Here is a 22,226-nt window from a genome sequence, read left to right as displayed (position 1 = left end):
AACCTGAACGGGGACGGGAACGGGCGGGATAACCGGAGTTATCCCGCCAGATGGCGTAAGTCAGCTGGAACTCAGACGGCGGGACGCGCCACGACGCTGCGGGTTTCCATGCGGACTTCGGCGATGGTGACATCAATCACGTCAGTCACACGATAAACCACGTCGCCTTTAATCTGAACGCTGCCATTTTCCTGGCTACAGACCATCTCATCACGCACCGCGTGAATGAACGGAGCAGGGATAAAGGCCACCGCGCCATACTCCAGCAGACGAACGCGCATACCGCCGCGTGACACGTCGATGATCTCGGCGCTGAAGCGACGATCGGTGCCGGCAAACGGCGCAAGATAACGGGCGTAGAGCCAGTCACCCACATCACGTTCGGCCATGCGGTTCAGACGACGGCGCTCGCTCATCGTGACCGTCACGGCATCGTCCGGACGGGCGATCGTCTCGCCACGGATAATCGCTTTCAGCAGGCGATGGTTGATCATGTCGCCAAACTTACGGATGGGTGAGGTCCAGGTGGCGTACGCCTCCAGTCCCAGCCCGAAGTGCGGGCCCGGCTCGGTGCTGATCTCGGCAAAGGTCTGGAAGCGACGGATGCGGCTGTCGAGGAACGGCGTCGGCTGGGCATCGAGTTCACGACGCAGCACGCGGAAGCCTTCCAGGGTAGTAATCGCCTGAGCATCCACGGTGATGCCGTGATTCGCCAGCACTGCGGCGGCCTGTTCAGCATTGGTGGCATCGAAACCGGCATGGACGTTGTAAATACCAAAGCCGAGACGGTCACGCAGCACCTTCGCCGCACAGATGTTTGCCAGGATCATCGCCTCTTCAACGATGCGGTTAGCGATGCGACGCGGTTCCGCGACGATCTCCAGCACTTCACCTTTTTCTCCCAGCAGGAAGCGGTAGTCAGGACGATCTTTGAACACCAGCGCGTGGGTCTGACGCCACTCGCTGCGCGCCTGGCAGAGGCGATGCAGCAGACGAATCTGTTCTGCAATCGCGTCACTCTCCGGCTGCCAGCTGCCGCTGTTTTCCAGCCAGTCAGAAACGTCGTCATAAGCCAGCTTGGCTTTGGACTCGATCCAGGCTGCAAAGAAGGTGACATCATCCGCCAGGCTGCCATCGGCGGCCACGGTGACGCGGCAGGCCAGCGCCGGACGGCGGACATTCGGACGCAGCGAGCAGACATCATCAGAGAGTTCGCGCGGCAGCATCGGGATGTTAAAGCCCGGCAGGTAGTTGGTGAAGGCGCGCTTCGCTGCCAGCTTATCCAGCTGACTGCCTTCCGCGACATAAGCGGTCGGGTCGGCGATAGCGATGGTCAGGGAGAGCGAGCCATCCGCCTGCGCTTCCACATAAAGCGCATCATCCATATCCTGGGTGCTGGCGCTGTCGATGGTGACAAAATTGAGCGCGGTCAGATCTTCGCGCGTCAGATTCTCATCCATCATCTCGCCAAAGCTGACATCCGGCGCTTCACGCTCAAGGTTGTGACGCGACAGCGTCACCCACCACGGCGCCAGATGGTCATCCGCTTTGACGATAAAATGAGTGATTTCGGCGTAAAAACCGCGGTCGCCTTTCAGAGGATGACGACGCATTTCAGCGACAGCCCAGTCGCCATTCTCAAACTCATGGCTGACATCGCGCGCCGGGCGGCACGGGATAGCCTCTTTCAGCAGGGGATGGTCCGGCACGATCGACAGGCGATCGTCTTTCTTCTGTACCCGGCCGACAAAACGGCTCAGGAACGGCTCAACCAGGGTTTCCGGTTCAGCACTTTCGCGGTCTTTATCGGTGTGGATCACGGCGACGATACGATCGCCATGCATCACTTTCTTCATCTGCGGAGGCGGAATGAAGTAACTTTTCTGCGCATCGACTTCCAGAAAGCCGAAGCCTTTTTCGGTGCCTTTTACCACGCCTTCTGCACGTGGTGTCTGTGAATGGAGCTTCTCTTTCAGCTGCGCGAGCAGCGGGTTATCCTGGAACATAATTTTTACGTTTCGTGGCCTGAATGCGGCTGACAGTTTTACGCGAATCGACGCCGCGCGGCAAGGCAAAAAGCCGGACGAACCGGCTTTTCAGAGGGGCTGACAGGGGATCAGGCGATGCGCTGATCGGCCTGCGCCTGGGAGAGTTCCAGCTTCACGGGCACCGATTTGGAGGTCGGTGTACCGCTGCCATCACCAAAGCTGTTCAGCGGCACCAGCGGGTTGGTTTCCGGATAGTAGGCCGCCAGATTTCCGCGCGGAATATTATAAGGAACCAGTTTGAAACCGCTCACGCGACGGGTGATGCCATCATTCCACAGCGTTTCGATATCGACATTCTGGCCTTCGGTAAAGCCCAGATCCGCCATATCGTCCGGATTGATAAACACCACTTCGCGCTGACCAAACACGCCACGATAACGGTCATCGAGGCCGTAGATGGTGGTGTTGTACTGGTCGTGTGAACGCAGGGTCTGCAGGGTAAACGGCACCGCCTGATCCAGCGCCGGGAACAGTGAGTCCGGCAGCATCGACGCATTAAATTCCGCTTTCTGGCTCGGCGTATTGAAGCGTAACTCCGCAGCGGCATTGCCCAGGTAGAACCCGCCAGGGATATCGCATTTCGCGTTAAAGTCGGCAAAGCCCGGAATGGTCGCGGCGATATGGTCGCGGATCAGGTTGTAGTCACCCGCCAGGTCGCGCCACTTCACTTTGTCATCACCCAGCACCGCCTGCGCGATCCCGGCGACGATGGCCGTTTCAGAGCGCTGCGTTTCCGCCAGCGGAATGCCGATCCCTTCGGAGGCGTGCACCATGCTGAACGAGTCTTCGACGGTAATAAACTGATTGCCGGTTGCCTGGCGGTCACGTTCCGTGCGGCCCAGCGTCGGCAGAATCAGCCCTTCATGACCCGGCACCAGGTGGCTGCGGTTCAGCTTGGTGCTGATGTGTACGGTCAGACCACAGCGCGATAACGCCTCTTCCGTGCGCGGTGAATCGGGCGCCGCCGCGGCCAGGTTGCCACCCAGCGCAATCAGCACTTTGACTTCATCACGCAGCATGGCATTCAGCGCTTCAACGGTGTTGTGGCCCGCGGCACGTGGTGGCTCGAAACCGAAATGGTTGCCCAGCGCATCCAGGAACGCCTGCGTCGGTTTTTCATCAATGCCCATCGTCCGGTTGCCCTGCACGTTACTGTGACCGCGCACCGGGCAGAGGCCTGCGCCTTTTTTGCCCAGCTGGCCAAACAGCAGCTGCAGGTTGGTGATTTCACGCACCGTGTCTACCGAATGCTTGTGCTGGGTGATCCCCATCGCCCAGGTGCAGATCACCCGGTCAGCGCTCTGATAGATAGCCGCCGCTTCACGGATTTGCGCCTGCGTCAGGCCCGACTGCGCCACAATCTGCATCCAGCTGGTGTTGTCTACGGCGTCGAGGTAGGCCTCAATGCCGTTGGTTTTGGCATTGATAAAGGTCTGATCGAACAGGCCGCTTTCACCTGCCGCCAGGCGGGCACGGTGGGTTTCCAGCAGGGATTTCACCATGCCGCGCACGGCGGCCATATCTCCGCCCAGATTCGGCTGGTAGTAGGAGGAGCTGATGGTGCCGGCTTTAGAGGTCACCACTTCCAGCGGTTTCTGTGGATCGGCAAAGCGCTCCAGACCGCGTTCGCGCAGGGTGTTAAAGGTCACGATTTTTGCGCCGTGGTCGGCAGCGTGACGCAGGCTGTGCAGCATGCGCGGATGGTTGGTGCCGGGATTCTGACCAAAGACAAAAATCGCATCCGCATGGTCAAAATCGTCCAGACGAATGGTGCCTTTACCGACGCCAATGCTGCGCTTCAGCCCGGTGCCGCTGGCTTCGTGACACATATTGGAGCAGTCAGGAAAGTTATTGGTGCCCACCAGGCGACCAAACAGCTGATAGAGCCAGGAGGCTTCATTGCTGGCGCGACCGGAGGTGTAAAGCTCCATCTGATCCGGATTGTCCATCGCCTTAATGTGCTGCGCGATCAGCGCAAAGGCGTCGTCCCAGCTGATCGGCTCATAATGGTCAGTTTCGGCGTTGTAGCGCAGCGGATGCGTCAGACGACCCTGATATTCCAGGAAGTAGTCACTCTGGGTGTAGAGGGTGGTTACGCTGTGGCGGGCGAAAAAGTCGGTATCAACCACCCGGCGCGTCGCTTCCCAGGTCACCGCTTTGGCGCCGTTTTCACAGAAGCTGAAGGTACTTTTATTGTCATCACCCCAGGCGCAGCCCGGACAGTCAAAACCGCGTGCTTTGTTCATGCGCATCAGGTTGCGCATATTTTTCAGGGCCGCTTTGCTGTCAAGAACGAAACGCGTGGTGGCTTCCAGTGAACCCCAGCCGCCCGCAGCCGCGCGGTAGGGTTTGATTTGGCGTTTAAATTTCATATTGAGTGCAGGCTTTTTATAGTAGGAATAATTGTTTGATGATTGTTATCAGGTTATAGCCTGATGGTGAAGGGGAGTGTGCAATTATCGTCATACCTTGTCTAATTGATTGACATAATGGTGCGATAGCTGGCGTTTATCGTGCATCGGCCAGAAGTGTGATGCTGGTCAGATTTTACCCAGTTTTAACGCGCTGATAACGGGAGTTCTCTCGGTAACGGGCTAATACTTGCTCTTTATCATCAGAGAGGGCGCGACACCATGAAACAGCTGACCAGCCAGATCCACGCGTTCGGCAAAGCGCTAATGATGCCAATCTCAGTGATCGCCGCTGCAGGGATCTTTCTCGGACTGGCGGCGGCGATGCAGAACCCGGCGGTGACCGGTGAGGCATTTGTCCAGATGGCGGTGCCGCAGGTCATCATCGGCTTTATCCGCAAGATCGCCGGTGCGCTGTTTACAAACCTGCCGCTCTTCTTTGCCGTGGCGAGTGCTATCGGGCTGGCAAAAGCGGAGAAGCCCACCGCCGCGTTTGCTGCGGTGATTGGCTACATCGTGATGAATGTCGGCATCAGCGCCACTCTGGCGGCCAAAGGGATCACGGCCGCCACCACCACACCGGCCGCTCTGCAGCAGGCGGGGATGGATCAGACGACGGCGATGATGACCTCGGCGGAATATATCAGCATGCTGGGGGTCTTTACCTACAACATGAGCGTGCTGGGTGGGGTGATTGCCGGGCTGATAACGGTCGCGCTGCACAACCGCTTTTACACCCAGCAACTGCCTACTGCGATCAGCTTTTTTGGCGGGCGGCGTTTTGTGCCGATCGTCACCGTCGTCTGCCTGCCGCTGGTGGGGGTGCTGCTGGCGCTGGTCTGGCCGACCATCGGCCAGGGGATCGCCTGGATCGGCGCGATGATCGGCAAAAGTGGTCAGTATGGCGCGTTCCTGCTGGGGGCATTTGAACGCATTCTGATCCCCACCGGCCTGCACCATATCCTCAACGAAACCGTTCGCTTCACCCCGATCGGCGGTATGGCGGTGGTGGATGGCCAGACCATTGTCGGTGCGCTCAACATCTTCAACGCGTCTCTGACCCACCCGGGGTCGATCCCGGATGCGACGCTGCGCACCGCCACGCAGTTTCTGGCGCAGGGTAAAATTCCGGTCATGATGTTTGGCCTGCCCGCCGCTGCCCTGGCGATCTATCACACCGCACGGCCAGAGCATAAACAGCGGGTCAAAGCGCTGGTGATGGCGGGCGCGCTGACCTCGTTCACGACCGGTATTACGGAACCGCTCGAGTTCTGCTTTATTTTTGTCTCGCCGGTACTCTATCTCCTGCACGCCTTCCTGACCGGTCTCTCCTTCATGCTGATGTCGATGCTGCACCTGATGATTGGCAATGTGCAGGGCGGCATCATCGACCTGGTGGTGTTCGGCATGCTGGGCGGGGCGAAAACGCACTGGTGGTGGACACTGGCGCTGGGAGCGGTCTATGCACCGCTCTACTACTACGCTTTCCGGCTGGTAATCACCCGGATGCATGTCGAAACGCCGGGCCGGGAATCGGAAGAGGAGAAACCGCAGCAGGTCGCTGCGGATGAGCGCACTCAGGTGATTATCAGCGGGCTGGGCGGGCAGGCCAATATCGAGGATGTCGATTGCTGCTTTACCCGACTGCGGGTCCGGGTCAGAGAGATGAATCAGGTGGTGGATCAGACGCTGATGAGCACCGGTGCCAACGGCGTCAATCGCGTCAGCGAGCATGATGTTCAGGTGATTTACGGGCCGCAGGTTGAGAAAGTCGCCAATGAGATAAAGCGGGCGCTCGGCGTGGCTTAGCGACAGCCTGTTTCGGGTCATCAGCGGGCGGTCTGCCGGAAAGGGGGAGAAAGGCTGCACGCTGCCGCTCCGCTTATTGTAACTAAAAAAAGTTCAGCCCTAATGGGCTGCTTTTTTTTGCCGATATAGCCACTCATCCTCCCAATTTCCGGAACGTAGCGATGTCGTTAAAAAAGTCCTCCCTGATTATTTTTTCTTTCCTGCTGGCGCTGTTTCTTACCAGCGTGGCAATCAGTACCTGGCTGCTTGTTCAGAGCAATCACTCCCTGAATGCGGTTAACAAGGAGATCCGCGTTGTGCTGTCGGTGATCGACCCTATCAACCACAGCCGTACACTGCGTGTCCGCCTGATGGAGTACATGAAGTCGATAGAGGGCAGTGAGGCGAATAACCCGGCCACGCTGGACAGCGTTCGCACCGTTGCCGGTAAGGCGGATGCGGCGTTTGAAGCCTATATGAACGCGCCGCGTCTGCCGGGCGAAGAGGCTGAAGCGGAAGCCTATCGTCAGGCCTATCAGGCCTATCGCCAGCAGGGCCTGCAGCCGTTAATTGAGGCAGCAGAAGCGCACGACCAGCTGCGATTCAAAAACCAGATTGCCACCGTGGTGCGTCTGGATCGCCAGTATGAAATTATTCTGGATCGGGTGCTAGCGCAGCATGAAACCTACGCCAGAAAACTCAACAGTGATGCGCAGAGTCATTTCACCACCGGCATTACCCTGCTGGGACTGTTTGGCGTGCTCTTTTTTGCCATCATCATCGCGATCTACATCTTCATGAAGCGCTACGTGCTCTCTCCGCTGAATGATGCGCAGGAACACTGCAGGCTTATTGCGGCGGGCGTGCTGGACAGCAGCGTCCCGGTCAGGGCGAACTCCCGCAGTGAAATTCAGCTGCTGATGGGCTCGCTGGAGCAGATGCGCAGCGCGCTGACCTCTATCATTCTGCAGGTTCGTGACTCGACCCGCTCCGTCTCCACCGCGTCACAGGAAATTGCTGCGGGCAACATCGATCTCGCCTCACGCACCGAGCAGCAGGCTGCCGCACTGACCGAGACCGCCGCCAGCATGGAGCAGCTGGGCGCAACGGTGAAACAGAACACCGAAAACGTCTTTGAAGCCTGCCGCCTGACCAGTGAAGCGGTGAAAAATGCCGAAAGCGGTGAGAAAGTGTCGCAGGAAGTGGTGGTTTCAATGGGGCTGATTAACGCCAGCTCGAAGAAGATTGAAGAGATCACGACCGTTATCGACAGCATCGCTTTCCAGACCAATATTCTGGCGCTGAACGCAGCGGTGGAAGCGGCCCGCGCCGGGGAGCAGGGTCGCGGTTTTGCGGTGGTGGCGGGCGAAGTCCGGAACCTGGCGCAGCGCAGCGCCACGGCCGCTAAAGAGATTGAGAGCCTGATTGCCGAATCGGTCGCCATCATTCACGCCGGTTCTGATCAGGTCAGCCGCACGGGTGAGGCGATGAGCGCGATTATCTCCTCGGTCAGCCAGGTTAACCTGCTGATGGAGCATATCTCTACCGCGTCAGATGAACAGAGTCGCGGCATCGGCCAGATTGAACAGGCCGTGACCGAGATGGACAGCGTGACGCAGCAGAACTCGGCGCTGGTGCAGGAGTCTGCAGCAGCCTCCGCCTCGCTGGAAGAGCAGGTGCAGTACCTGACGCAGTCGGTATCCACGTTCCGTCTCGCCAGCCATTAACCGGCGGTTCCGCGCGGTGCCAGTGCCGCGCGGAACCTGCTGCCGGTAAGGCATGTTATCCGGGCAGCTTGCCCTGAGGTCAGTGCGCCGGGAGAGTTTGATTCAGCGCCTTGTCGCCGGCCGGGAAACGGCGGATGATAAGGCTTTCCTCTGAATATGTGGTGGTCATGCTAATCAGTACAGAAAGTGCCCGTAGCCACAGCGCCGACACCCGTCTGGCCTGTACGCTGGCGGCCGCTGCGGGGGCGCTGAACACCGCCGCCTTTGAGATTGTCGGTTTCTTTTCTGCCAACATGACCGGCAATGTCTCGCTGCTCTCCGATCATCTGGCAAAAGCGAATCCGGGAACCGGCCTCTTTTTTCTCGCCATCGTCATCCTCTTCATCGCCGGGTCGGCGCTCTCCACCCTGGTTATCAATTCCGGTCGCCGCAGAAACATCCGCACTATTTATGCCTTTGTCATCCTGGCTGAAGGCGCTGCGCTGATGGTTCTGGGGGTGATAGAAAATCATTTTCCGCCGCTGTCGCCGGGCGTGGTGTTAATACTGAGCCTGAGCTTTCTGATGGGGCTGCAGAATGCGGTGGTGACACGGATTTCGGACGCCCGCGTCCGTACCACCCATGTCTCCGGCACGGCGACCGATATCGGGATTGAGCTGGCGATGTTGTTTGAGGTGCTGCGGCGTAAAATCTCCCCGAAAGAGGCACCGCTCTACCTGAGCCGGCTGCGGCTGCATGTGCTGACGCTACTCGCATTCCTGGCGGGCGGTATAGCCGGAATAGGGCTCTACAGGCTGCTCAGCTACGACTTTCTGCTGCTGGTGGGGTTCGGCCTGATCTGCCTGGCGCTGAACGCAATTTTCCGGCGGCCGGTAAAGACGGCAAGCTGATGGCCCGGCAGTTGCTGAGTAAAATCTGATAAGCCGGGGCCGCTCACCTTAGAAAACTCATCGGCCCCATGTTGTGAACCTCAAGCCTGCTTATTAAAGTCCAGCCATTCCTCCCAGCAATGTTCCGGGTCGATATCCTGATACCCACGACGCTCAGCCACAGCTAAAACTCCTTCAGCATCCGTGACAATAGCCGTGGCATTATCACGAATAGCCAACACCTCCTCATTAGTCAAAGGAGAGCCTTTCTCCTCGGCTTTAGAGACAAGCAGGCTGATAAGGGACGGAATGAAAAGGATGATCACTTACCTTCCTCCTTCTGATAGATCGCGTCAGTGTCGCGAGGGTAATGTAGAGAGACGTTCCTGTAATGTTGCAATCTCTCCCTGAAATATTCACGCTGGTTCTCAGGCTGCTGCATCTCCACTTCATGCGGGATAACAGGCATATCATACACTCCTTGTCTTATTTGCAGACCAATTGGAAGTCTCCAGCACAACTTTGCAAATGCCCATCATAATAACCTGTGTCAATAGGTCATTAACAGGCTTCGATGATGCTAAGTGCATACGCCCTGACATAGCCAAACAGGCCGAAGCATTACTGAAAGTGCGAATGGCTATGGCTGTTGAGGCATTCTGCTGGACGCCATCTGATACTGGATTCCAAAGACTGTATGTGTGCCGATCATGGTCACTAAATAAAAATGGCAATCAGCATGAGCTAACTGCAACATTTGAAAAGGTAGGGCGTTGAAGGTTATTTACACGAAGAAGAGCATTATTTTCTACACCAAACTGTAAAATCACTACTTGTAGCAGAAACTATAAACTCACCATCCCATGAAAACCCGGCGCAAATGAAATAGTCCCTGGCAAGTGTGATACAACCATCCTGATGACCAGTCGCTAAAGCATCTTTGTTTTTCGGACACCATATTAGTAATTCAATAGGCCATTCCGGAGCTACACGGACTAAACTTTCGCCATAGCGGTTATACATTGGTAAACCGCCACCGCATAATCCGCAAATCGAGATGTCTTCATGGGATAAAGGGCCAATCCCTTTACAGGAAAGGCTTAAGGGAGAATACCAGTCTGAATATTCATCGTAATCTCTGGCAAGCTTTTCACCATTAATACAGTTATATACACTGCGTCCAGAGGATGATACGACTAACAATAAATGATTTTGTTGTTGGGAAAAGCCAACTTCCGTTAAGCCTCCTACAGAGACCTGTAAAACCGGAAGCCATTGTTCGGACGAAGAAGGAATGTTAAGGACTGATCCCACATAATTATCCGATTTGTCTTTTTTGAACAAGCCCAGCATTTTTTTCATCCTCATAAACTTTCCCGTTCTGCAAATCAGCAACAACATTATCCTATTAAGTCATACAATACCTTAATTCAAAGTATCTCTACCTTATAAAAGCCCGCCGACCGGGCCAGGTATCGCCAGGCCGTAGAAAAAATTTACCTCTTACGTCTCGCTTTTAATGGTTGTTTATCCAGCGAAATCAGAGCGCAAAAAAGCCCGCGTTACGCAGGCATGAATTGGCACAAAAAGGAAAAATCTCAGTATCAGCATTCGCTGACAGTCGCACCATACAGTGTTTCGGTCCAATAGATAGTGATGAATATGGCAATAGCGAAGCGTGAGCACGTTATGTATGTTCGCCATGTAAAACGAGGCAGCGCCCGTATTGTAGAGCATAAATTCAGCACCAGCCGCAGCTTTGCAATTATGCCTCCTGTTTCACCTTGATTAAATCCATCTATCGATACTGCTGTTTATCAATACAGTACTTATCAGAAGGGGATTACTGATGGCGAGACGATACAGGTTCATGCACTACAGGGCATCATCGTGCTGGGTAAAGTTACAGCTGAAGTTTGATCAGTGTTCGAGTCAAACCGACCCACAATTTGAAGCTCACCAGCAACAGGCATAGTATGATGTGAGAAGAAAAGAAATCTGAGGTGAAATTTCATTTAGGTCATCGCGTAGTACGTAAAACACCAGATGGAAATTTAATTAACACCTGACTTATTGATTGGTAATTAAAATCGACATTAAACAACTGATTTATTTGTGTAACCTGGAGCGCGAACGCCATTTCGGGCGCGCCGCGGAAGCCAGTTTCGTTACACAGCCGACACTCTCTATGCGCCTGAAAAACTTGGAGCGAGAGCTGGGCCTGCCGCTGATTAACCGCAGTAATAACTTCGCCGGATTTACGCCAGAGGGCGATCGCGTGCTGGCATGGGCGCGGGAAATCGTTTCGGTGTATCAGGGGCTGAAGCTGGAAGTCGAATCACTGAAACATGGGGTAAACGGCACGCTGCGGGTGGGAGTGGTTCCGCAGTGCAGCATGGCCCTGCCGCTGCTGCTGAAAGTGGTTCAGGAGAGATATCCGCAGCTCGACTACCGCATCGCGGTGCTGAGTGCTGATCAGCTGCTGGATGCGCTCAACAGTCACACCGTGGATGTCGGTATCGGCTTTTTTGAGATGGCGACCCTGCGCGAACTCCATTTTCAGACCGAGCTGCTGGCGGACCGCGGCGTTGAAGCGGTGTTCCATCCTGACCATTTCCCGGCGCTGGTGGGTGATACGCCGCTGGCGCTGTCGGATCTGGCGCAACAGCCGCTCTGCCTGGCGGAGCCGACCCGCTATTTTCGCCGTTATCTCGACATGGCCTTTCGTGAGGCGGGGCTGGTGCCACGGGTGATCGTCGAGAGCGCTTCCGTCATGCAGCTGATGCAGTGCGCCCAGGTCGGGCTGGGGCTGCTGGTTTCACCAGTGGGGCATCTGTTGCCCGCTTCACTTCAGGGGCTGCAGCAGCGCGCCATCACGCTGCCACCCATGGCACGTCAGGCGGCGCTGGTTATCGCCGAGCCTGGCCGTGCCACCCCGCTGGCCCAGCACTTTTTCGATGAAGCGCGCGCGCGGCTGCCGATGTAACCGGCGGCAGGCTCGCACTTTTTACGCTTACTGCGCTTCGCCCAGCGCGTAAAAGAGGCGACTGTTCCAGTTGCCTATCGCGACACGCTGAATCAGCGCGAACAGCGCATCATTCTCCCAGCCCGCTTCCATGAGGGGCTGCAGATGGGCCGCGCTGAAGCGCTCCGGTGAGCGGGTAAGCTGCGCCGCCAGTGCAATAATCTGCTGTTCTGCGCCGCGTGATCCGGCATCATCGACCCCTTCAATCAGACCCGCCTGACCGTCCAGCAGCCGGAAAAGCCAGCGACTGCCGAGGATGCGGGCGGCGACCGCCTCTGGCAAGGCAGGTTCGTCAGAGAGGTGCTGACGCAGCTGCGCCCAGCCATATAACGCCGCAGGATCGTGTGCCAGCACCCAGACTGCCTCCTGCATACCCGGCAGTGACTGGCAACGGGTGATTGCTGCGAGCTGCTCCGCGCTGGCATAACGCAGCTCCAGCGGCTTCAGCACCGGCTGCCAGCGGGCGGGCTGATCGAAGCCGGTTGCCTCTGCATCGGGGGGCGCGGTGCTGCCGGGCAGCCAGCGAACCGGCTGAGCCTGCAGTGCCTGTAAGCCCGCCACCACCCGCGCCTGATAACTGACAAACCCGATCACCTGATTCAGCGTCACGATATCGGGCTCGGTCAGGCCAACCCCATCCAGTGCGGTAATGGCGCTGCCGTTGATCAGCTCAGGCTGCATCGCCAGCTGACGGGCGTACTGCGTGATCTGGGTCAGGCGGTTGTTACTCTCGCGTGAAGAGTCGGGGCCGGGCAGCGGATTCAGGCGGGCAGAGTAGTGGTTACACAACCGCTGGATCCCCGCCACCTGCGCGACGGTCAGGGCGGTGCTGAGGCGGTCGTAGAGCGTTAACGTATGGGTGAGCGACGTGGTCACCCGATCGGGAAACAGCAGCTGCGCCAGATCGCGTGCGGCCAGCAGGGCGGCCTGCTGCGATCGCAACAGGGCGTGCATCCCGGCGTGATCGGCGTGGCAGCCCAGCAGAAAACGGTCATCGATATGGGCGGCCTCGGGCACCAGCGGCGCGGCCTGAGAGGTTCGTGGACTGGTCTGGCTCTCGTAAAACCAGTGGTTATGGCCCGGATAGCGGCGTTGTTCCATGATCAATCCTTTTGCAGATTCGGGTTCGGTATGCAGGCGGCAGAATCTGAAAATGTGCATAAACCGAAAGGCAGGCTTATCGTCGCTGATGGCCGGTCCGGGGCAAAAGAATGATCGGTGATAATTAATAGCGTTACGCTATAACGGCAGAAAAATCATGGAGTGAGGAGGGGCGGGGGCAAAAAAAGAGGGCGAGCCAGGCTCGCCCTCAGGGAACTTATTTCAGTTCCAGTTCGTTCATCGCGGCGATGCTGAAGCCGCCATCAACGTGAACGACTTCACCGGTGATGCCGCCTGCCAGATCAGAGCAGAGGAACGCGGCAGAGTTGCCGACATCTTCGATAGTGACGGTACGGCGAATCGGGGTGACCGCTTCGCAATGCGCCAGCATCTTACGGAAATCTTTGATGCCTGAGGCGGCCAGGGTGCGGATTGGACCTGCAGAGACGGCGTTAACACGCACGCCTTCCGGGCCCATGGCGTTTGCCATATAACGCACGTTCGCTTCCAGGGACGCTTTCGCCAGACCCATCACGTTGTAGTTCGGGATCGCGCGCTCAGCACCCAGGTAAGAGAGGGTCAGCAGACCGGAGCCTGGATTCAGCATCTCACGGCACTCTTTCGCCATCGCAACGAAGCTGTAAGCACTGATGTCATGCGCGATTTTAAAGCCTTCGCGGGTAACGGCGTTCACATAGTCGCCATCCAGCTGGTCGCCAGGCGCGAAGCCGATAGAGTGAACGAAACCGTCAAATTTCGGCCAGGTTTTTGCCAGTTCAGTGAACAGAGATTTGATGCTCTCATCTTCTGCGACGTCACATGGCAGCACGATGTCTGAACCCAAATCTTTAGCAAACTCTTCCACACGACCTTTTAACTTGTCGTTCTGGTAGGTGAAAGCCAGTTCTGCGCCCTGTTTGTGCATCGCCTGTGCAATACCGTAGGCGATGGAAAGTTTACTGGCAACGCCAGTAATCAGAATGCGCTTACCGGAAAGAAAACCCATAGCTGTAATCCTTATGGTCATTGTTGTTGGCGGCCGCATGATTAAAAAGTAAGCGACCGACGTTAATCGACGTGCGGATTCTAGCACGTCTCTCATAAATCAGGTAAACCGGCCCGCAATTTCCGCGACGGGCAGCAAAATCAGCGTTCGCGTCGCCAGGCTTCGGCACTCAGCGCTTCGCCGAAATGGCTGCTGATCAGGCGTCGGGTCAGATCGTGCAGCGGCGAGGCCAGCACATCCGCGGTGCCACCGCGCTCGACCACTTCGCCCTGATGCATCACCAGCACCTTATCGCTGATGTGTTTCATCATGCCCAGATGCTGCGTCACATAAATGTAGGAGATACCATGTTTTTCCTGCAGCTCCAGCATCAGATTCACCAGCTGGGAGCGCATGGTCATATCCAGCGAGGCCAGTGCTTCATCGGCCACGATCACTTTGGGCTGCAGGATCAGCGCACGGGCCAGACCCAGACGCTGCTTCTGACCGGGGGCCAGCATATGGGGATAATAACCGGCGTGATCGCGCAGTAATCCCACCTGCCGCAGGGTTGCGATGATGCGCTTCTCGCGCGCTTCCGCATTGAGATCGGTGTTGAGCCGCAGCGGAAAATCAAGAATCTGACTGATGCGCTGGCGCGGATTCAGGGAGGTGGAGGGGTCCTGAAAAATCATGCGGATGCGCTGACTGCGGTAGCCATAATCGCCGAAGGTCAGCGGATGATCGTCAATCAGAATCTCACCCTCCGTCGGCGCGACCATGCCGCTGAGCATCTTAGCCAGGGTGGATTTGCCTGACCCGTTCTCGCCGATGATGGCCAGCGTCTGCCTTTCACGCAGGGTAAAGCTCACCGATTTCACCGCCTCGACATGCTGACGGCGGAACAAACCGGTGCGATAGCGAAACGTTTTACTCAGGTTGCGCACTTCCAGCAGGGTTTCCATGTTACTGGCCCTCCATATTGAGCGGGAAATGGCAGGCATAAAGATGCGTTTTGCTGCCGGTCAGCCTTGGCGTTTCAATACATTTGCGCTGGGCGTAAGGACAACGCGGCCCCAGCCGGCAACCTATCGGCAGGCTCTCCAGCGAAGGGATCGCCCCGGAGAGGGTGTTGAGACGACTCTTGTGCGGCAGCGCACGCCCGAAATCGGGCATCGCCCGGATCAGCGCCTGGGTATAGGGGTGATGCGGTGTGCTCATCAGATCGTCGCTCTGCGCGGTTTCTACCGTCTGGCCGCAGTACATCACGTTAATCCGATCCGCCCACTGGCTCATGGTGCGCAGGTCATGACTGATCAGCAGAATGGTGGTGTTGTTATTCTGATTCAGGCGGCTCAGCAGGCGGAAAATCTGCGCCTGCGTGGTCGGCTCCATGGCGTTGGTCGGTTCATCCGCGATCAGCAGACGCGGCTGATTCGCCAGCGCAATGGCGATCATCACTTTCTGGCACTCGCCTTCGGTGAGCTCATAGGGGAAGCTGCGCATGATATCTTTGTGGTCTTTGATACCGACGCGATGCAGCAGCTCGATGGCACGGGTTTTGCGCCAGAACCAGAAGCGTTTCAGCCACGGCCCTTTATACGTCCAGCGCGGGATCACCTGCATCAGCTGACGACCGATACTTTCAGAGGGATCGAGACAGGATTGCGGCTCCTGAAAAATCATCGAGACGTTATGCCCGATAATACGGCGGCGCTCGCGCGGCGTCAGGCGCAGCAGATCCACATCATCAAACACCATACGATCTGCGGTCACGCGCCAGTTGTCATTGGTTACGCCGCAGATGGCCTTTGCCACCAGACTTTTGCCTGAGCCGGACTCCCCGACCAGACCGCGGATTTCCCCTTCGCCCAGCGTCAGGTTTACGCGGTCCACCGCTTTGACCGGTCCGTCAGCGGTCATAAATTCGATGGTGAGATTACGGATATCGAGTAACGGCATCTATTCCACTCCCGCTTCGACGGCGCGACGGATGCCGTCACCGAGCAGGTTAACAATCAATACGCTGACCATCAGCGCCACGCCCGGCAGCATCACGGTCCAGGGGGCCACGTAGATCAGCTCCAGCGAGTCGCCCAGCATCGCGCCCCACTCGGGTGAGGGCAGCTGCGCGCCCAGGTCGAGAAAGCCGAGTGCGGCAATGTCCAGAATCGCCATCGACAGCGCACGGGTGATCTCCGTGATCAGCAGCGGCAGAATGTTCGGCATAATGGCGTAGCGCAGGATGTTGCGGCCGCTGGCCCCGTCCAGACGCGCGGCGACCACATACTCTTTTTCCAGCTCATCATGCACCGCGCTGTATATCTCACGCACCAGGCGAGGCATCAGCGCCAGCCAGACCGCCAGCAGCGCATGCTCCAGTCGCGGCCCGAGAAAAGCCACGACAATGATCGCCAGCAGCAGCGAAGGAATAGAGAGCAGCGTATCCAGTACATGGTTCATTACCGCCGAGCGGATGCCGTGGGTCATGCCGGCCAGCACGCCCAGTATCAGGGCGCCCAGCGTGGCGAACAGCGTGACCAGCATCGCTGACCCTACCGTCGGGCCTGCACCGCTCAGCAGGCGGCTCAGCACATCCCGCCCAAGATCGTCGGTGCCGAGGAAAAAGGAGACGTCGCCATAGCGTGACCACGACGGCGGCAGCAGCTGATACCCCAGGAACTGCTGATCGATGCCGTAAGGCGCGATCAGCCCGCCGAACAGGCAGAGTAGCAGCAGGGCGCCAAAGCCATACAACCCGACCATCGAAATCGGATTGCCGTAGAAATGGTGCCAGCTCTGACGAAACGCGCTGGGCAGGCGTTTCTCGGCATAGATATTATCTAAGGGCATACCATTCCTTATGTTTCAGCGGATTCATTGCCGCGCCAATCACATCAGAGATGACGTTGACCAGGATCACCAGCCCGCCAATCACCATCACCCCGGCGGAGATAGCCGCATAATCCTGCTGACGAATCGCATTGATCAGCCAGCGGCCCAGTCCGGGCCAGTTGAACACCATCTCGGTAATCATCGCCAGCGTCAGCATGGTGGAAAACTGCAGCCCCAGACGCGGGATGACTGGCGGCAGGGCGTTATGCAGCACGTGCCGGCGGATCACCGTAAAGCGCGACAGCCCCCGGGTAGCGGCTGCTTTAATATAATTTTTATCCATCACGTCGCTGGTGCTGTTGCGCAGCAGGCGGATCACCTCTGTGGTGGGGGCCATCGCCAGCACCAGCACCGGCAGAATCAGGTGGGTCAGCGCGCTGATGATCATCTCGTGACGCCAGGGCGAAGGACTCAGCCAGGCATCGATCAGCGCAAAGCCCGTGATATTCTGCACCGGGTAGAGCAGATCGTGGCGACCCGACACCGGCAGCCAGCCGAGCGTCAGCGAGAAGAAAAGCGTGAACAGCAGTGCCAGCCAGAAAATCGGCGCGGAGAAGCCGAACAGCGCCAGCGCACTGATGGTTTTATCCTGCCATTTATTGCGCATCACCCCGGCGCAGATCCCCAGCGGGATCCCTACCAGCAGCGCGAACAGAAACGCCAGGATGCAGAGCTCCATCGTCGCCGGGAACACCTCGCGCAGCTGCAGGCCAATCTCCTGACCGTTGGTGCTGGAGACGCCAAAGTCGAACTGCAGCATTCCTTTAAACCAGAACCACCAGGCGTCCGAAAGCGCAGCGCCTTCCAGCGGGGCGTTGGGGGTAAAGTAGCTCAGGCTGAAGCTGACCAGCGACAGCAGAAACAGGGTAATGACCAGCAGCAGCAGACGCCGCAGAAGATAGATAATCACTTACTTTTCCTTATCGCTTTCACGATAAACCCCGGCAAACGAGGCGTTGCCAAACGGACTCAGCACCAGCCCTTTAATATCATGGCGGAATGCCTGCAGACGCAGCGAGGAGGCCAGCGGCAGCACCGGCAGCTCCTGCGCCAGAATCTGCTGCGCTTTGTCATAGCTGTCGATGCGGCCAGAGAGCTGCTGCGACAGCAGGGCATTCTGCAGCGTTTCATCAAAGGCGGGCGAGCACCAGTGCGCGTAATTGGTCTGGGAGCGAATAGCCGCGCAGCTGAGCAGCGGACGGAAGAAGCTGTCCGGATCATTACTGTCAGTGGCCCAGCCAGAGAGAGTCAGATCGTGATTCATCGCCATCAGCTGCGCCTCCTGGAAGCGCCCCTCCACCGGCACAATCGTCAGCCGGACACCCACCTGGGCCAGATCCGCCTGCAACAGTTCAGCCGTTTTCAGCGGGCTGGGATTCCAGGATTGTGACGCTGCGGGCACCACCAGCCGCAGATGCAGATCGCTGATGCCCAGCGCGGCCAGCGCTTCGCGTGACTTCGCCGGGTCATAGCCAGTGATACGCGCATCATTGTCATAGGCCCAGGAGGCGCGCGGCAATATCGACGCGGCCGTTTCGGCCGTTCCGTAATAGATGGACTCCATCAGGCGTTCGTTATTGATCGCCAGCGCCAGCGCATGCCGCACCTCAGGCCGGTCCAGCGGCGGCTTGCGGGTATTGAAGGCCAGATAGGCGATGTTCATGCCAGGGCGCAGCGTCATCCGCAGGCGCGGGTCATCGCGCAGGATACTGAGCTGACTGGCGGCCGGGTAGGCCAGCACGTCGCACTCACCGGTTAACAGTTTAGAGAGTCGCCCGGTGCCGCCGGAACCGAGATCGATGACCGCCTGTTGCAGACGGGGCACGCCTTTCCAGTAATGCGGATTGCGCGCCAGACGAATGTACTGGCCGGTGCGATATTCGCTGAGCTGATAAGGGCCGGTGCCCACCGGCTGCCGGTCCAGCTCCTCCTGATGCCCCTGCGCCGTCAGCTGATCGGCATACTCTTTCGAGAGGATCGGCGCATAGTGCGTCGCCATGTGCCACAGGAACGACGCGTCCGGGCTGTTGAGCCGGAACTCGACCGTCCGGTTATCGATCTTCTTCACGCTCTGAACAGAATCGGCGAACTGCAGGCTGTCAAAGTAGGGGTAGTTGCCGCCATTCACGTTATGCCACGGGTGATGGCGATCAAACATGCGGGCGAAGCTGAAGACCACATCGTCAGCATTGAGGGTGCGGGTGGGGCGGAACTGATTCGTCTGCTGGAACGCGACACCACTCCGCAGGTGAAAGCGGTAGGTCGCGCCGTTATCGCGCACTTCCCAGCTGGAGGCCAGATCGGGTTTCAGCCGGTAGGTATAGGGGTCGACATCCAGCAGACGGTCATAAAGCTGAGCCGCCAGGGTATCCACCGTCAGCCCGCTGCTGGCCATCTGCGGATTAAAGGTGTTCAGCGTGCCGCTGACGCAGTAGACAAAGCCGGACTGGCGGATATCACCCGCCGGTGCTGACCATGCAGGGGCACTCAACACGCTGAGGCTGAGCAACAGCGAACTTAGTAGTTTTGACATAGAACTCAACGATTTTGAGGCATTGAACAGAGTGTATCGCAAAGCGGGCGTTGTCCCAAAACCTGCAACCGCTGTCAGCCTGATTTTCATCCTCTGCGGGGCAAAAGGGCGCACAGAAGGTGGGGTAATGAGAAATATTCTCAATTACACCTTTACAGATGATAATAAGAATGATTATTATTCATATGCACTTCGACGGTGGCTCTGCCGAAGAGGAGCACGACATTGCTCACATTGCTTCCAGTATTGTTGCCCGCCTGATGGCGGGCTTTTTTTTGCCTGACGCAGCCCGGGTGGGAAAGAAAGCAGGATAGGGAACCCGGCTTTACCCCGGTGCAACAACCAGCCGTGCAGCAGGCGGATCAGTTCTCGGCTTTGATATCGTGCTTTTTCATCATTGCGCGCAGCTGGTGGTAGGTGACGCCGAGCAGACCGGCAGCGCGGCGCTGGTTGTAGCGTGCCTGTTGCAGACTCGCTTCTACCAGATCCCGCTCCTGCTGGTTTTGCCACTGTCGCAGATCCAGCGGCAGTCCGGGCAGCGCAGCGCTATCCGCAGCCGGGTTTAACGGCATTCTGGCGACCGGTTGCTGGCGCGAAGCGAAGGGATTAATAATGATGTTATCCAGCGGCTGCTCGCTGCTGTTATGCCGGTAGACCGAACGCTCCACCACATTTTTCAGTTCACGCACGTTGCCGGGCCATTGGTAATCGAGCAGCGTCTGCTGCGCGCGGGCCGTAAAGCCAGGAAAGAGTAACAGCCCCAGCTCCCGGCACATCTGGATGGCGAAATGTCCGGCCATCACCAGAATATCGCTGCGGCGTTCGCGCAGTGGCGGCAACTGCACCACATCGAAAGCCAGACGATCCAGCAGATCGGCGCGGAATTTGCCCGCTGCTGCCAGCGCAGGGAGATCTTCGTTGGTGGCGCAGACCAGACGTACATTGACCTGCAGGGAGTGGTTGCCGCCGACCCGCTCCAGCTGACCATACTCAATCACCCGCAGCAGTTTCTCCTGCACCAGCATGGGTGCGGTTGCCAGCTCATCCAGAAACAGTGTACCGCCATCGGCCCGTTCAAAACGCCCAAGATGACGCTTCTGCGCGCCGGTAAACGCGCCCGCCTCATGCCCGAACAGTTCCGAATCCAGCAGATTCTCGTTAAGGGCGGCGCAGTTCAGCGAGATAAATGGCCCCTGCCAGCGATCGGATAGATAGTGTAACCGGCTGGCGATCAGCTCTTTACCGGTGCCGCGCTCGCCAATAACCAGAACGGGTTTCTCCAGCGGGGCGAGTTTAGAAACCTGCTCCAGCACCTCCAGAAAATTGTTCGACTCACCGAGAAGATTATCATTAGTTCCGGTCATGATGAATTTCGCTACCCGTTAATCATTTTGACTATCTTAAAGCAGCCGGGAGAGGGTGTAAAATTTAAAAGATGATTAAAATCAATTAGATGTAAAATTGGCACGCATCTTGTATTAATCAGGCAGGGCAACACCGTTTAAGACTTTTAAAAGAGGAACATCATTATGGGTATTTTTTCTCGTTTCGCCGACATCGTGAATGCCAATATCAATTCGCTGCTGGAGCGTGCGGAAGATCCACAGAAACTGGTGCGGCTGATGATTCAGGAAATGGAAGACACCTTAGTCGAAGTGCGTTCTACCTCTGCGCGGGCGCTGGCAGAGAAGAAACAGCTGTCCCGTCGCATTGAGCAGGCGGAGATTCAGCAGGCGGAGTGGCAGGAAAAAGCCGAGCTGGCGCTGCGCAAAGATAAAGACGACCTGGCCCGCGCTGCGCTGATTGAAAAACAGAAGCTGACCGACCTTATCGCCTCGCTGAAGCAGGAAGTCACTCATGTTGAAGAGACGCTGGAACGCATGAAGGGCGAAATTGGCGAGCTGGAGAAAAAGCTGAGCGAAACGCGCGCCCGTCAGCAGGCCTTAACGCTGCGTCATCAGGCGGCGTCGTCGTCACGTGATGTGCGTCGTCAGCTGGACAGCGGTAAAATCGATGAAGCGATGGCGCGTTTTGAATCCTTTGAACGCCGTATTGACCACATGGAAGCGGAAGCGGAAAGTCACGGCTTTGGTAAAACCAAAACCCTGGACCAGCAGTTTACCGATCTGAAAGCGGACGATGAGATCAGCCAGCAGCTTAACGCGCTGAAAGCCAAAATGAACCGCAGTGAGTAACCTTCGACGTTGCAAAAAGTGATTAAGGAGAGTCAATGAGCGCACTTTTTCTCGCCATACCGCTGACGATTTTCGTGCTGTTCGTGGCACCCATCTGGTTATGGCTGCATTACAGCAACAAACGCAACGGCGGTTCGGAACTGTCGCAAAGCGAACTTCAGCGCCTGCAGCGTGTGACCCAGGATGCGCAACGGATGCGCGAACGGATTGACGCGCTGGAAGCGATTCTGGACGCAGAGCATCCTAACTGGAGGCAGCCATGATGAAAGGCCGTAAGTTATGGCGTAAGCCAGACGAAGGAAAGCTGATGGGGGTCTGTGCAGGGCTGGCCGAGTATCTCGACATCCCGGTTCGCCTGCTGCGGGTCATCGTGGTGTTATCCCTGTTCTTTGGTCTGTTTGTTTTTACGATTATCGCCTACTTTGTGCTGGGGTTTGTGCTGGATGAGAAGCCCGCCTCGGCCGCAGACGGGGAACGCCCGCCCAGCGCCAGCGAACTGCTGGACCAGCTGGAAAGCGCACTGCAGCGTGATGAACGCAGCGTGCGCGATGTGGAACGATACGTAACGTCTGAAACGTTCAGCGTACGCAGCCGCTTCCGCCAGATCTGAAACCGCCTGTACCGGGCCGCTTCAGGCCCGTTCGTTCAC

21 protein-coding genes are annotated in these 22,226 nt (G+C 57.4%); 8 read left to right on the top strand and 13 right to left on the bottom strand.

Features of this window, described 5'->3' with window-relative positions:
• Positions 1-71: 71 nt before the first annotated feature.
• Complete coding sequence (locus AC1V0D_RS06255; RefSeq protein ID WP_482907128.1) at positions 72-2,006, bottom strand: exoribonuclease II; 1,935 nt, start codon at positions 2,004-2,006, stop codon at positions 72-74.
• 110 nt (positions 2,007-2,116) lie between these two features.
• On the bottom strand, positions 2,117-4,420 hold the full coding sequence (locus tag AC1V0D_RS06250) for an FdhF/YdeP family oxidoreductase (protein ID WP_307743221.1): 2,304 nt from the start codon (positions 4,418-4,420) through the stop codon (positions 2,117-2,119).
• Positions 4,421-4,681: 261 nt separating this feature from the next.
• Between AC1V0D_RS06250 and AC1V0D_RS06245 the strand changes: the two genes are divergently transcribed.
• The 3 genes from AC1V0D_RS06245 to AC1V0D_RS06235 all read left to right on the top strand — a co-directional run bounded on the left by AC1V0D_RS06245 (position 4,682) and on the right by AC1V0D_RS06235 (position 8,864).
• Positions 4,682-6,268, top strand: a complete 1,587-nt coding sequence (locus AC1V0D_RS06245; protein WP_482907127.1) for a PTS transporter subunit EIIC — start codon at positions 4,682-4,684, stop codon at positions 6,266-6,268.
• Positions 6,269-6,429: 161 nt separating this feature from the next.
• Positions 6,430-7,974, top strand: coding sequence for a methyl-accepting chemotaxis protein (locus tag AC1V0D_RS06240; RefSeq protein WP_009089998.1), 1,545 nt, complete (start codon positions 6,430-6,432; stop codon positions 7,972-7,974).
• Between the two features lie 167 nt (positions 7,975-8,141).
• Complete coding sequence (locus tag AC1V0D_RS06235; protein WP_111207622.1) at positions 8,142-8,864, top strand: YoaK family protein; 723 nt, start codon at positions 8,142-8,144, stop codon at positions 8,862-8,864.
• Between the two features lie 80 nt (positions 8,865-8,944).
• Here AC1V0D_RS06235 and AC1V0D_RS06230 read toward each other — a convergent pair whose 3' ends face one another.
• The 3 genes from AC1V0D_RS06230 to AC1V0D_RS06220 all read right to left on the bottom strand — a co-directional run bounded on the left by AC1V0D_RS06230 (position 8,945) and on the right by AC1V0D_RS06220 (position 10,205).
• Entirely contained in the window at positions 8,945-9,169 is a 225-nt protein-coding gene (locus AC1V0D_RS06230; RefSeq protein ID WP_482907126.1) for a hypothetical protein, read from the bottom strand.
• Positions 9,166-9,312 (bottom strand): DNA polymerase III subunit theta, encoded by a 147-nt coding sequence (locus tag AC1V0D_RS06225; protein WP_140925450.1) that lies wholly within the window; start codon positions 9,310-9,312, stop codon positions 9,166-9,168. Before AC1V0D_RS06225 ends, AC1V0D_RS06230 begins: the two co-directional genes overlap by 4 nt.
• A 332-nt stretch (positions 9,313-9,644) precedes the next feature.
• Positions 9,645-10,205, bottom strand: a complete 561-nt coding sequence (locus tag AC1V0D_RS06220) for a hypothetical protein (RefSeq protein ID WP_482907125.1) — start codon at positions 10,203-10,205, stop codon at positions 9,645-9,647.
• Between the two features lie 727 nt (positions 10,206-10,932).
• On the opposite strand from AC1V0D_RS06220, the gene AC1V0D_RS06215 reads away from it, so the two are divergent.
• Positions 10,933-11,829: a LysR family transcriptional regulator gene (locus AC1V0D_RS06215; protein ID WP_033736237.1), complete on the top strand. Its 897-nt coding sequence runs from the start codon at positions 10,933-10,935 to the stop codon at positions 11,827-11,829.
• Positions 11,830-11,856: 27 nt separating this feature from the next.
• On the opposite strand, the gene AC1V0D_RS06210 is transcribed toward AC1V0D_RS06215, so the two are convergent.
• The 7 genes from AC1V0D_RS06210 to sapA all read right to left on the bottom strand — a co-directional run bounded on the left by AC1V0D_RS06210 (position 11,857) and on the right by sapA (position 19,382).
• Entirely contained in the window at positions 11,857-12,969 is a 1,113-nt protein-coding gene (locus AC1V0D_RS06210) for a CMD domain-containing protein (RefSeq protein WP_482907124.1), read from the bottom strand.
• Positions 12,970-13,186: 217 nt separating this feature from the next.
• Complete coding sequence (gene fabI / locus AC1V0D_RS06205) at positions 13,187-13,975, bottom strand: enoyl-ACP reductase FabI (RefSeq protein ID WP_009090006.1); 789 nt, start codon at positions 13,973-13,975, stop codon at positions 13,187-13,189.
• A gap of 140 nt (positions 13,976-14,115) precedes the next feature.
• A complete protein-coding gene (gene sapF / locus AC1V0D_RS06200; RefSeq protein WP_009090008.1) occupies positions 14,116-14,919 on the bottom strand; it encodes a putrescine export ABC transporter ATP-binding protein SapF in 804 nt (267 codons plus the stop codon).
• Position 14,920: 1 nt separating this feature from the next.
• The gene (gene sapD, locus AC1V0D_RS06195; RefSeq protein WP_009090009.1) at positions 14,921-15,916 is read right to left on the bottom strand and encodes a putrescine export ABC transporter ATP-binding protein SapD; all 996 of its coding nucleotides are present in this window, start codon (positions 15,914-15,916) and stop codon (positions 14,921-14,923) included.
• Positions 15,917-16,807: a putrescine export ABC transporter permease SapC gene (sapC, locus tag AC1V0D_RS06190; protein ID WP_009090011.1), complete on the bottom strand. Its 891-nt coding sequence runs from the start codon at positions 16,805-16,807 to the stop codon at positions 15,917-15,919.
• Positions 16,794-17,759: a putrescine export ABC transporter permease SapB gene (gene sapB / locus AC1V0D_RS06185; RefSeq protein ID WP_009090012.1), complete on the bottom strand. Its 966-nt coding sequence runs from the start codon at positions 17,757-17,759 to the stop codon at positions 16,794-16,796. The genes sapC and sapB overlap by 14 nt, the downstream gene beginning before the upstream one ends.
• On the bottom strand, positions 17,760-19,382 hold the full coding sequence (sapA, locus tag AC1V0D_RS06180; RefSeq protein ID WP_009090014.1) for an ABC transporter substrate-binding protein SapA: 1,623 nt from the start codon (positions 19,380-19,382) through the stop codon (positions 17,760-17,762).
• Positions 19,383-19,552: 170 nt separating this feature from the next.
• On the opposite strand from sapA, the gene AC1V0D_RS06175 reads away from it, so the two are divergent.
• Positions 19,553-19,696, top strand: coding sequence for a hypothetical protein (locus AC1V0D_RS06175; RefSeq protein ID WP_162484736.1), 144 nt, complete (start codon positions 19,553-19,555; stop codon positions 19,694-19,696).
• A gap of 48 nt (positions 19,697-19,744) precedes the next feature.
• On the opposite strand, the gene pspF is transcribed toward AC1V0D_RS06175, so the two are convergent.
• A complete protein-coding gene (gene pspF, locus AC1V0D_RS06170) occupies positions 19,745-20,746 on the bottom strand; it encodes a phage shock protein operon transcriptional activator (RefSeq protein ID WP_482907123.1) in 1,002 nt (333 codons plus the stop codon).
• Positions 20,747-20,911: 165 nt separating this feature from the next.
• Between pspF and pspA the strand changes: the two genes are divergently transcribed.
• From pspA to pspC, 3 genes are read left to right on the top strand one after another with little or no spacing between them, the layout of a single operon-like run.
• Positions 20,912-21,577 (top strand): phage shock protein PspA, encoded by a 666-nt coding sequence (gene pspA, locus AC1V0D_RS06165; RefSeq protein ID WP_009090020.1) that lies wholly within the window; start codon positions 20,912-20,914, stop codon positions 21,575-21,577.
• Between the two features lie 35 nt (positions 21,578-21,612).
• The gene (gene pspB / locus AC1V0D_RS06160; protein ID WP_009090021.1) at positions 21,613-21,840 is read left to right on the top strand and encodes an envelope stress response membrane protein PspB; all 228 of its coding nucleotides are present in this window, start codon (positions 21,613-21,615) and stop codon (positions 21,838-21,840) included.
• On the top strand, positions 21,837-22,187 hold the full coding sequence (gene pspC / locus AC1V0D_RS06155; protein WP_482907122.1) for an envelope stress response membrane protein PspC: 351 nt from the start codon (positions 21,837-21,839) through the stop codon (positions 22,185-22,187). Before pspB ends, pspC begins: the two co-directional genes overlap by 4 nt.
• Positions 22,188-22,226 lie beyond the last annotated feature (39 nt).

It is taken from the genome of Pantoea sp. PA1, from assembly GCF_056856975.1.
The sequence above is the reverse complement of the archived record's forward strand: the minus strand, read 5'-3'. Positions and strand labels throughout refer to the sequence as shown.

Bases quoted from the DNA above. Each gene is read 5' to 3' on its own strand.
- pspB (WP_009090021.1), top strand. From the start codon at position 21,613: ATGAGCGCACTTTTTCTCGCCATACCGCTGACGATTTTCGTGCTGTTC.
- pspF (WP_482907123.1), bottom strand. From the start codon at position 20,746: ATGACCGGAACTAATGATAATCTTCTCGGTGAGTCGAACAATTTTCTG.
- pspA (WP_009090020.1), top strand. From the start codon at position 20,912: ATGGGTATTTTTTCTCGTTTCGCCGACATCGTGAATGCCAATATCAAT.
- AC1V0D_RS06225 (WP_140925450.1), bottom strand. From the start codon at position 9,312: ATGCCTGTTATCCCGCATGAAGTGGAGATGCAGCAGCCTGAGAACCAG.
- fabI (WP_009090006.1), bottom strand. From the start codon at position 13,975: ATGGGTTTTCTTTCCGGTAAGCGCATTCTGATTACTGGCGTTGCCAGT.
- AC1V0D_RS06220 (WP_482907125.1), bottom strand. From the start codon at position 10,205: ATGAAAAAAATGCTGGGCTTGTTCAAAAAAGACAAATCGGATAATTAT.
- sapC (WP_009090011.1), bottom strand. From the start codon at position 16,807: ATGCCCTTAGATAATATCTATGCCGAGAAACGCCTGCCCAGCGCGTTT.
- sapA (WP_009090014.1), bottom strand. From the start codon at position 19,382: ATGTCAAAACTACTAAGTTCGCTGTTGCTCAGCCTCAGCGTGTTGAGT.
- sapD (WP_009090009.1), bottom strand. From the start codon at position 15,916: ATGCCGTTACTCGATATCCGTAATCTCACCATCGAATTTATGACCGCT.
- AC1V0D_RS06255 (WP_482907128.1), bottom strand. From the start codon at position 2,006: ATGTTCCAGGATAACCCGCTGCTCGCGCAGCTGAAAGAGAAGCTCCAT.
- AC1V0D_RS06210 (WP_482907124.1), bottom strand. From the start codon at position 12,969: ATGGAACAACGCCGCTATCCGGGCCATAACCACTGGTTTTACGAGAGC.
- AC1V0D_RS06245 (WP_482907127.1), top strand. From the start codon at position 4,682: ATGAAACAGCTGACCAGCCAGATCCACGCGTTCGGCAAAGCGCTAATG.
- pspC (WP_482907122.1), top strand. From the start codon at position 21,837: ATGATGAAAGGCCGTAAGTTATGGCGTAAGCCAGACGAAGGAAAGCTG.
- AC1V0D_RS06235 (WP_111207622.1), top strand. From the start codon at position 8,142: ATGCTAATCAGTACAGAAAGTGCCCGTAGCCACAGCGCCGACACCCGT.
- AC1V0D_RS06250 (WP_307743221.1), bottom strand. From the start codon at position 4,420: ATGAAATTTAAACGCCAAATCAAACCCTACCGCGCGGCTGCGGGCGGC.
- sapF (WP_009090008.1), bottom strand. From the start codon at position 14,919: ATGGAAACCCTGCTGGAAGTGCGCAACCTGAGTAAAACGTTTCGCTAT.
- AC1V0D_RS06240 (WP_009089998.1), top strand. From the start codon at position 6,430: ATGTCGTTAAAAAAGTCCTCCCTGATTATTTTTTCTTTCCTGCTGGCG.
- AC1V0D_RS06175 (WP_162484736.1), top strand. From the start codon at position 19,553: ATGATTATTATTCATATGCACTTCGACGGTGGCTCTGCCGAAGAGGAG.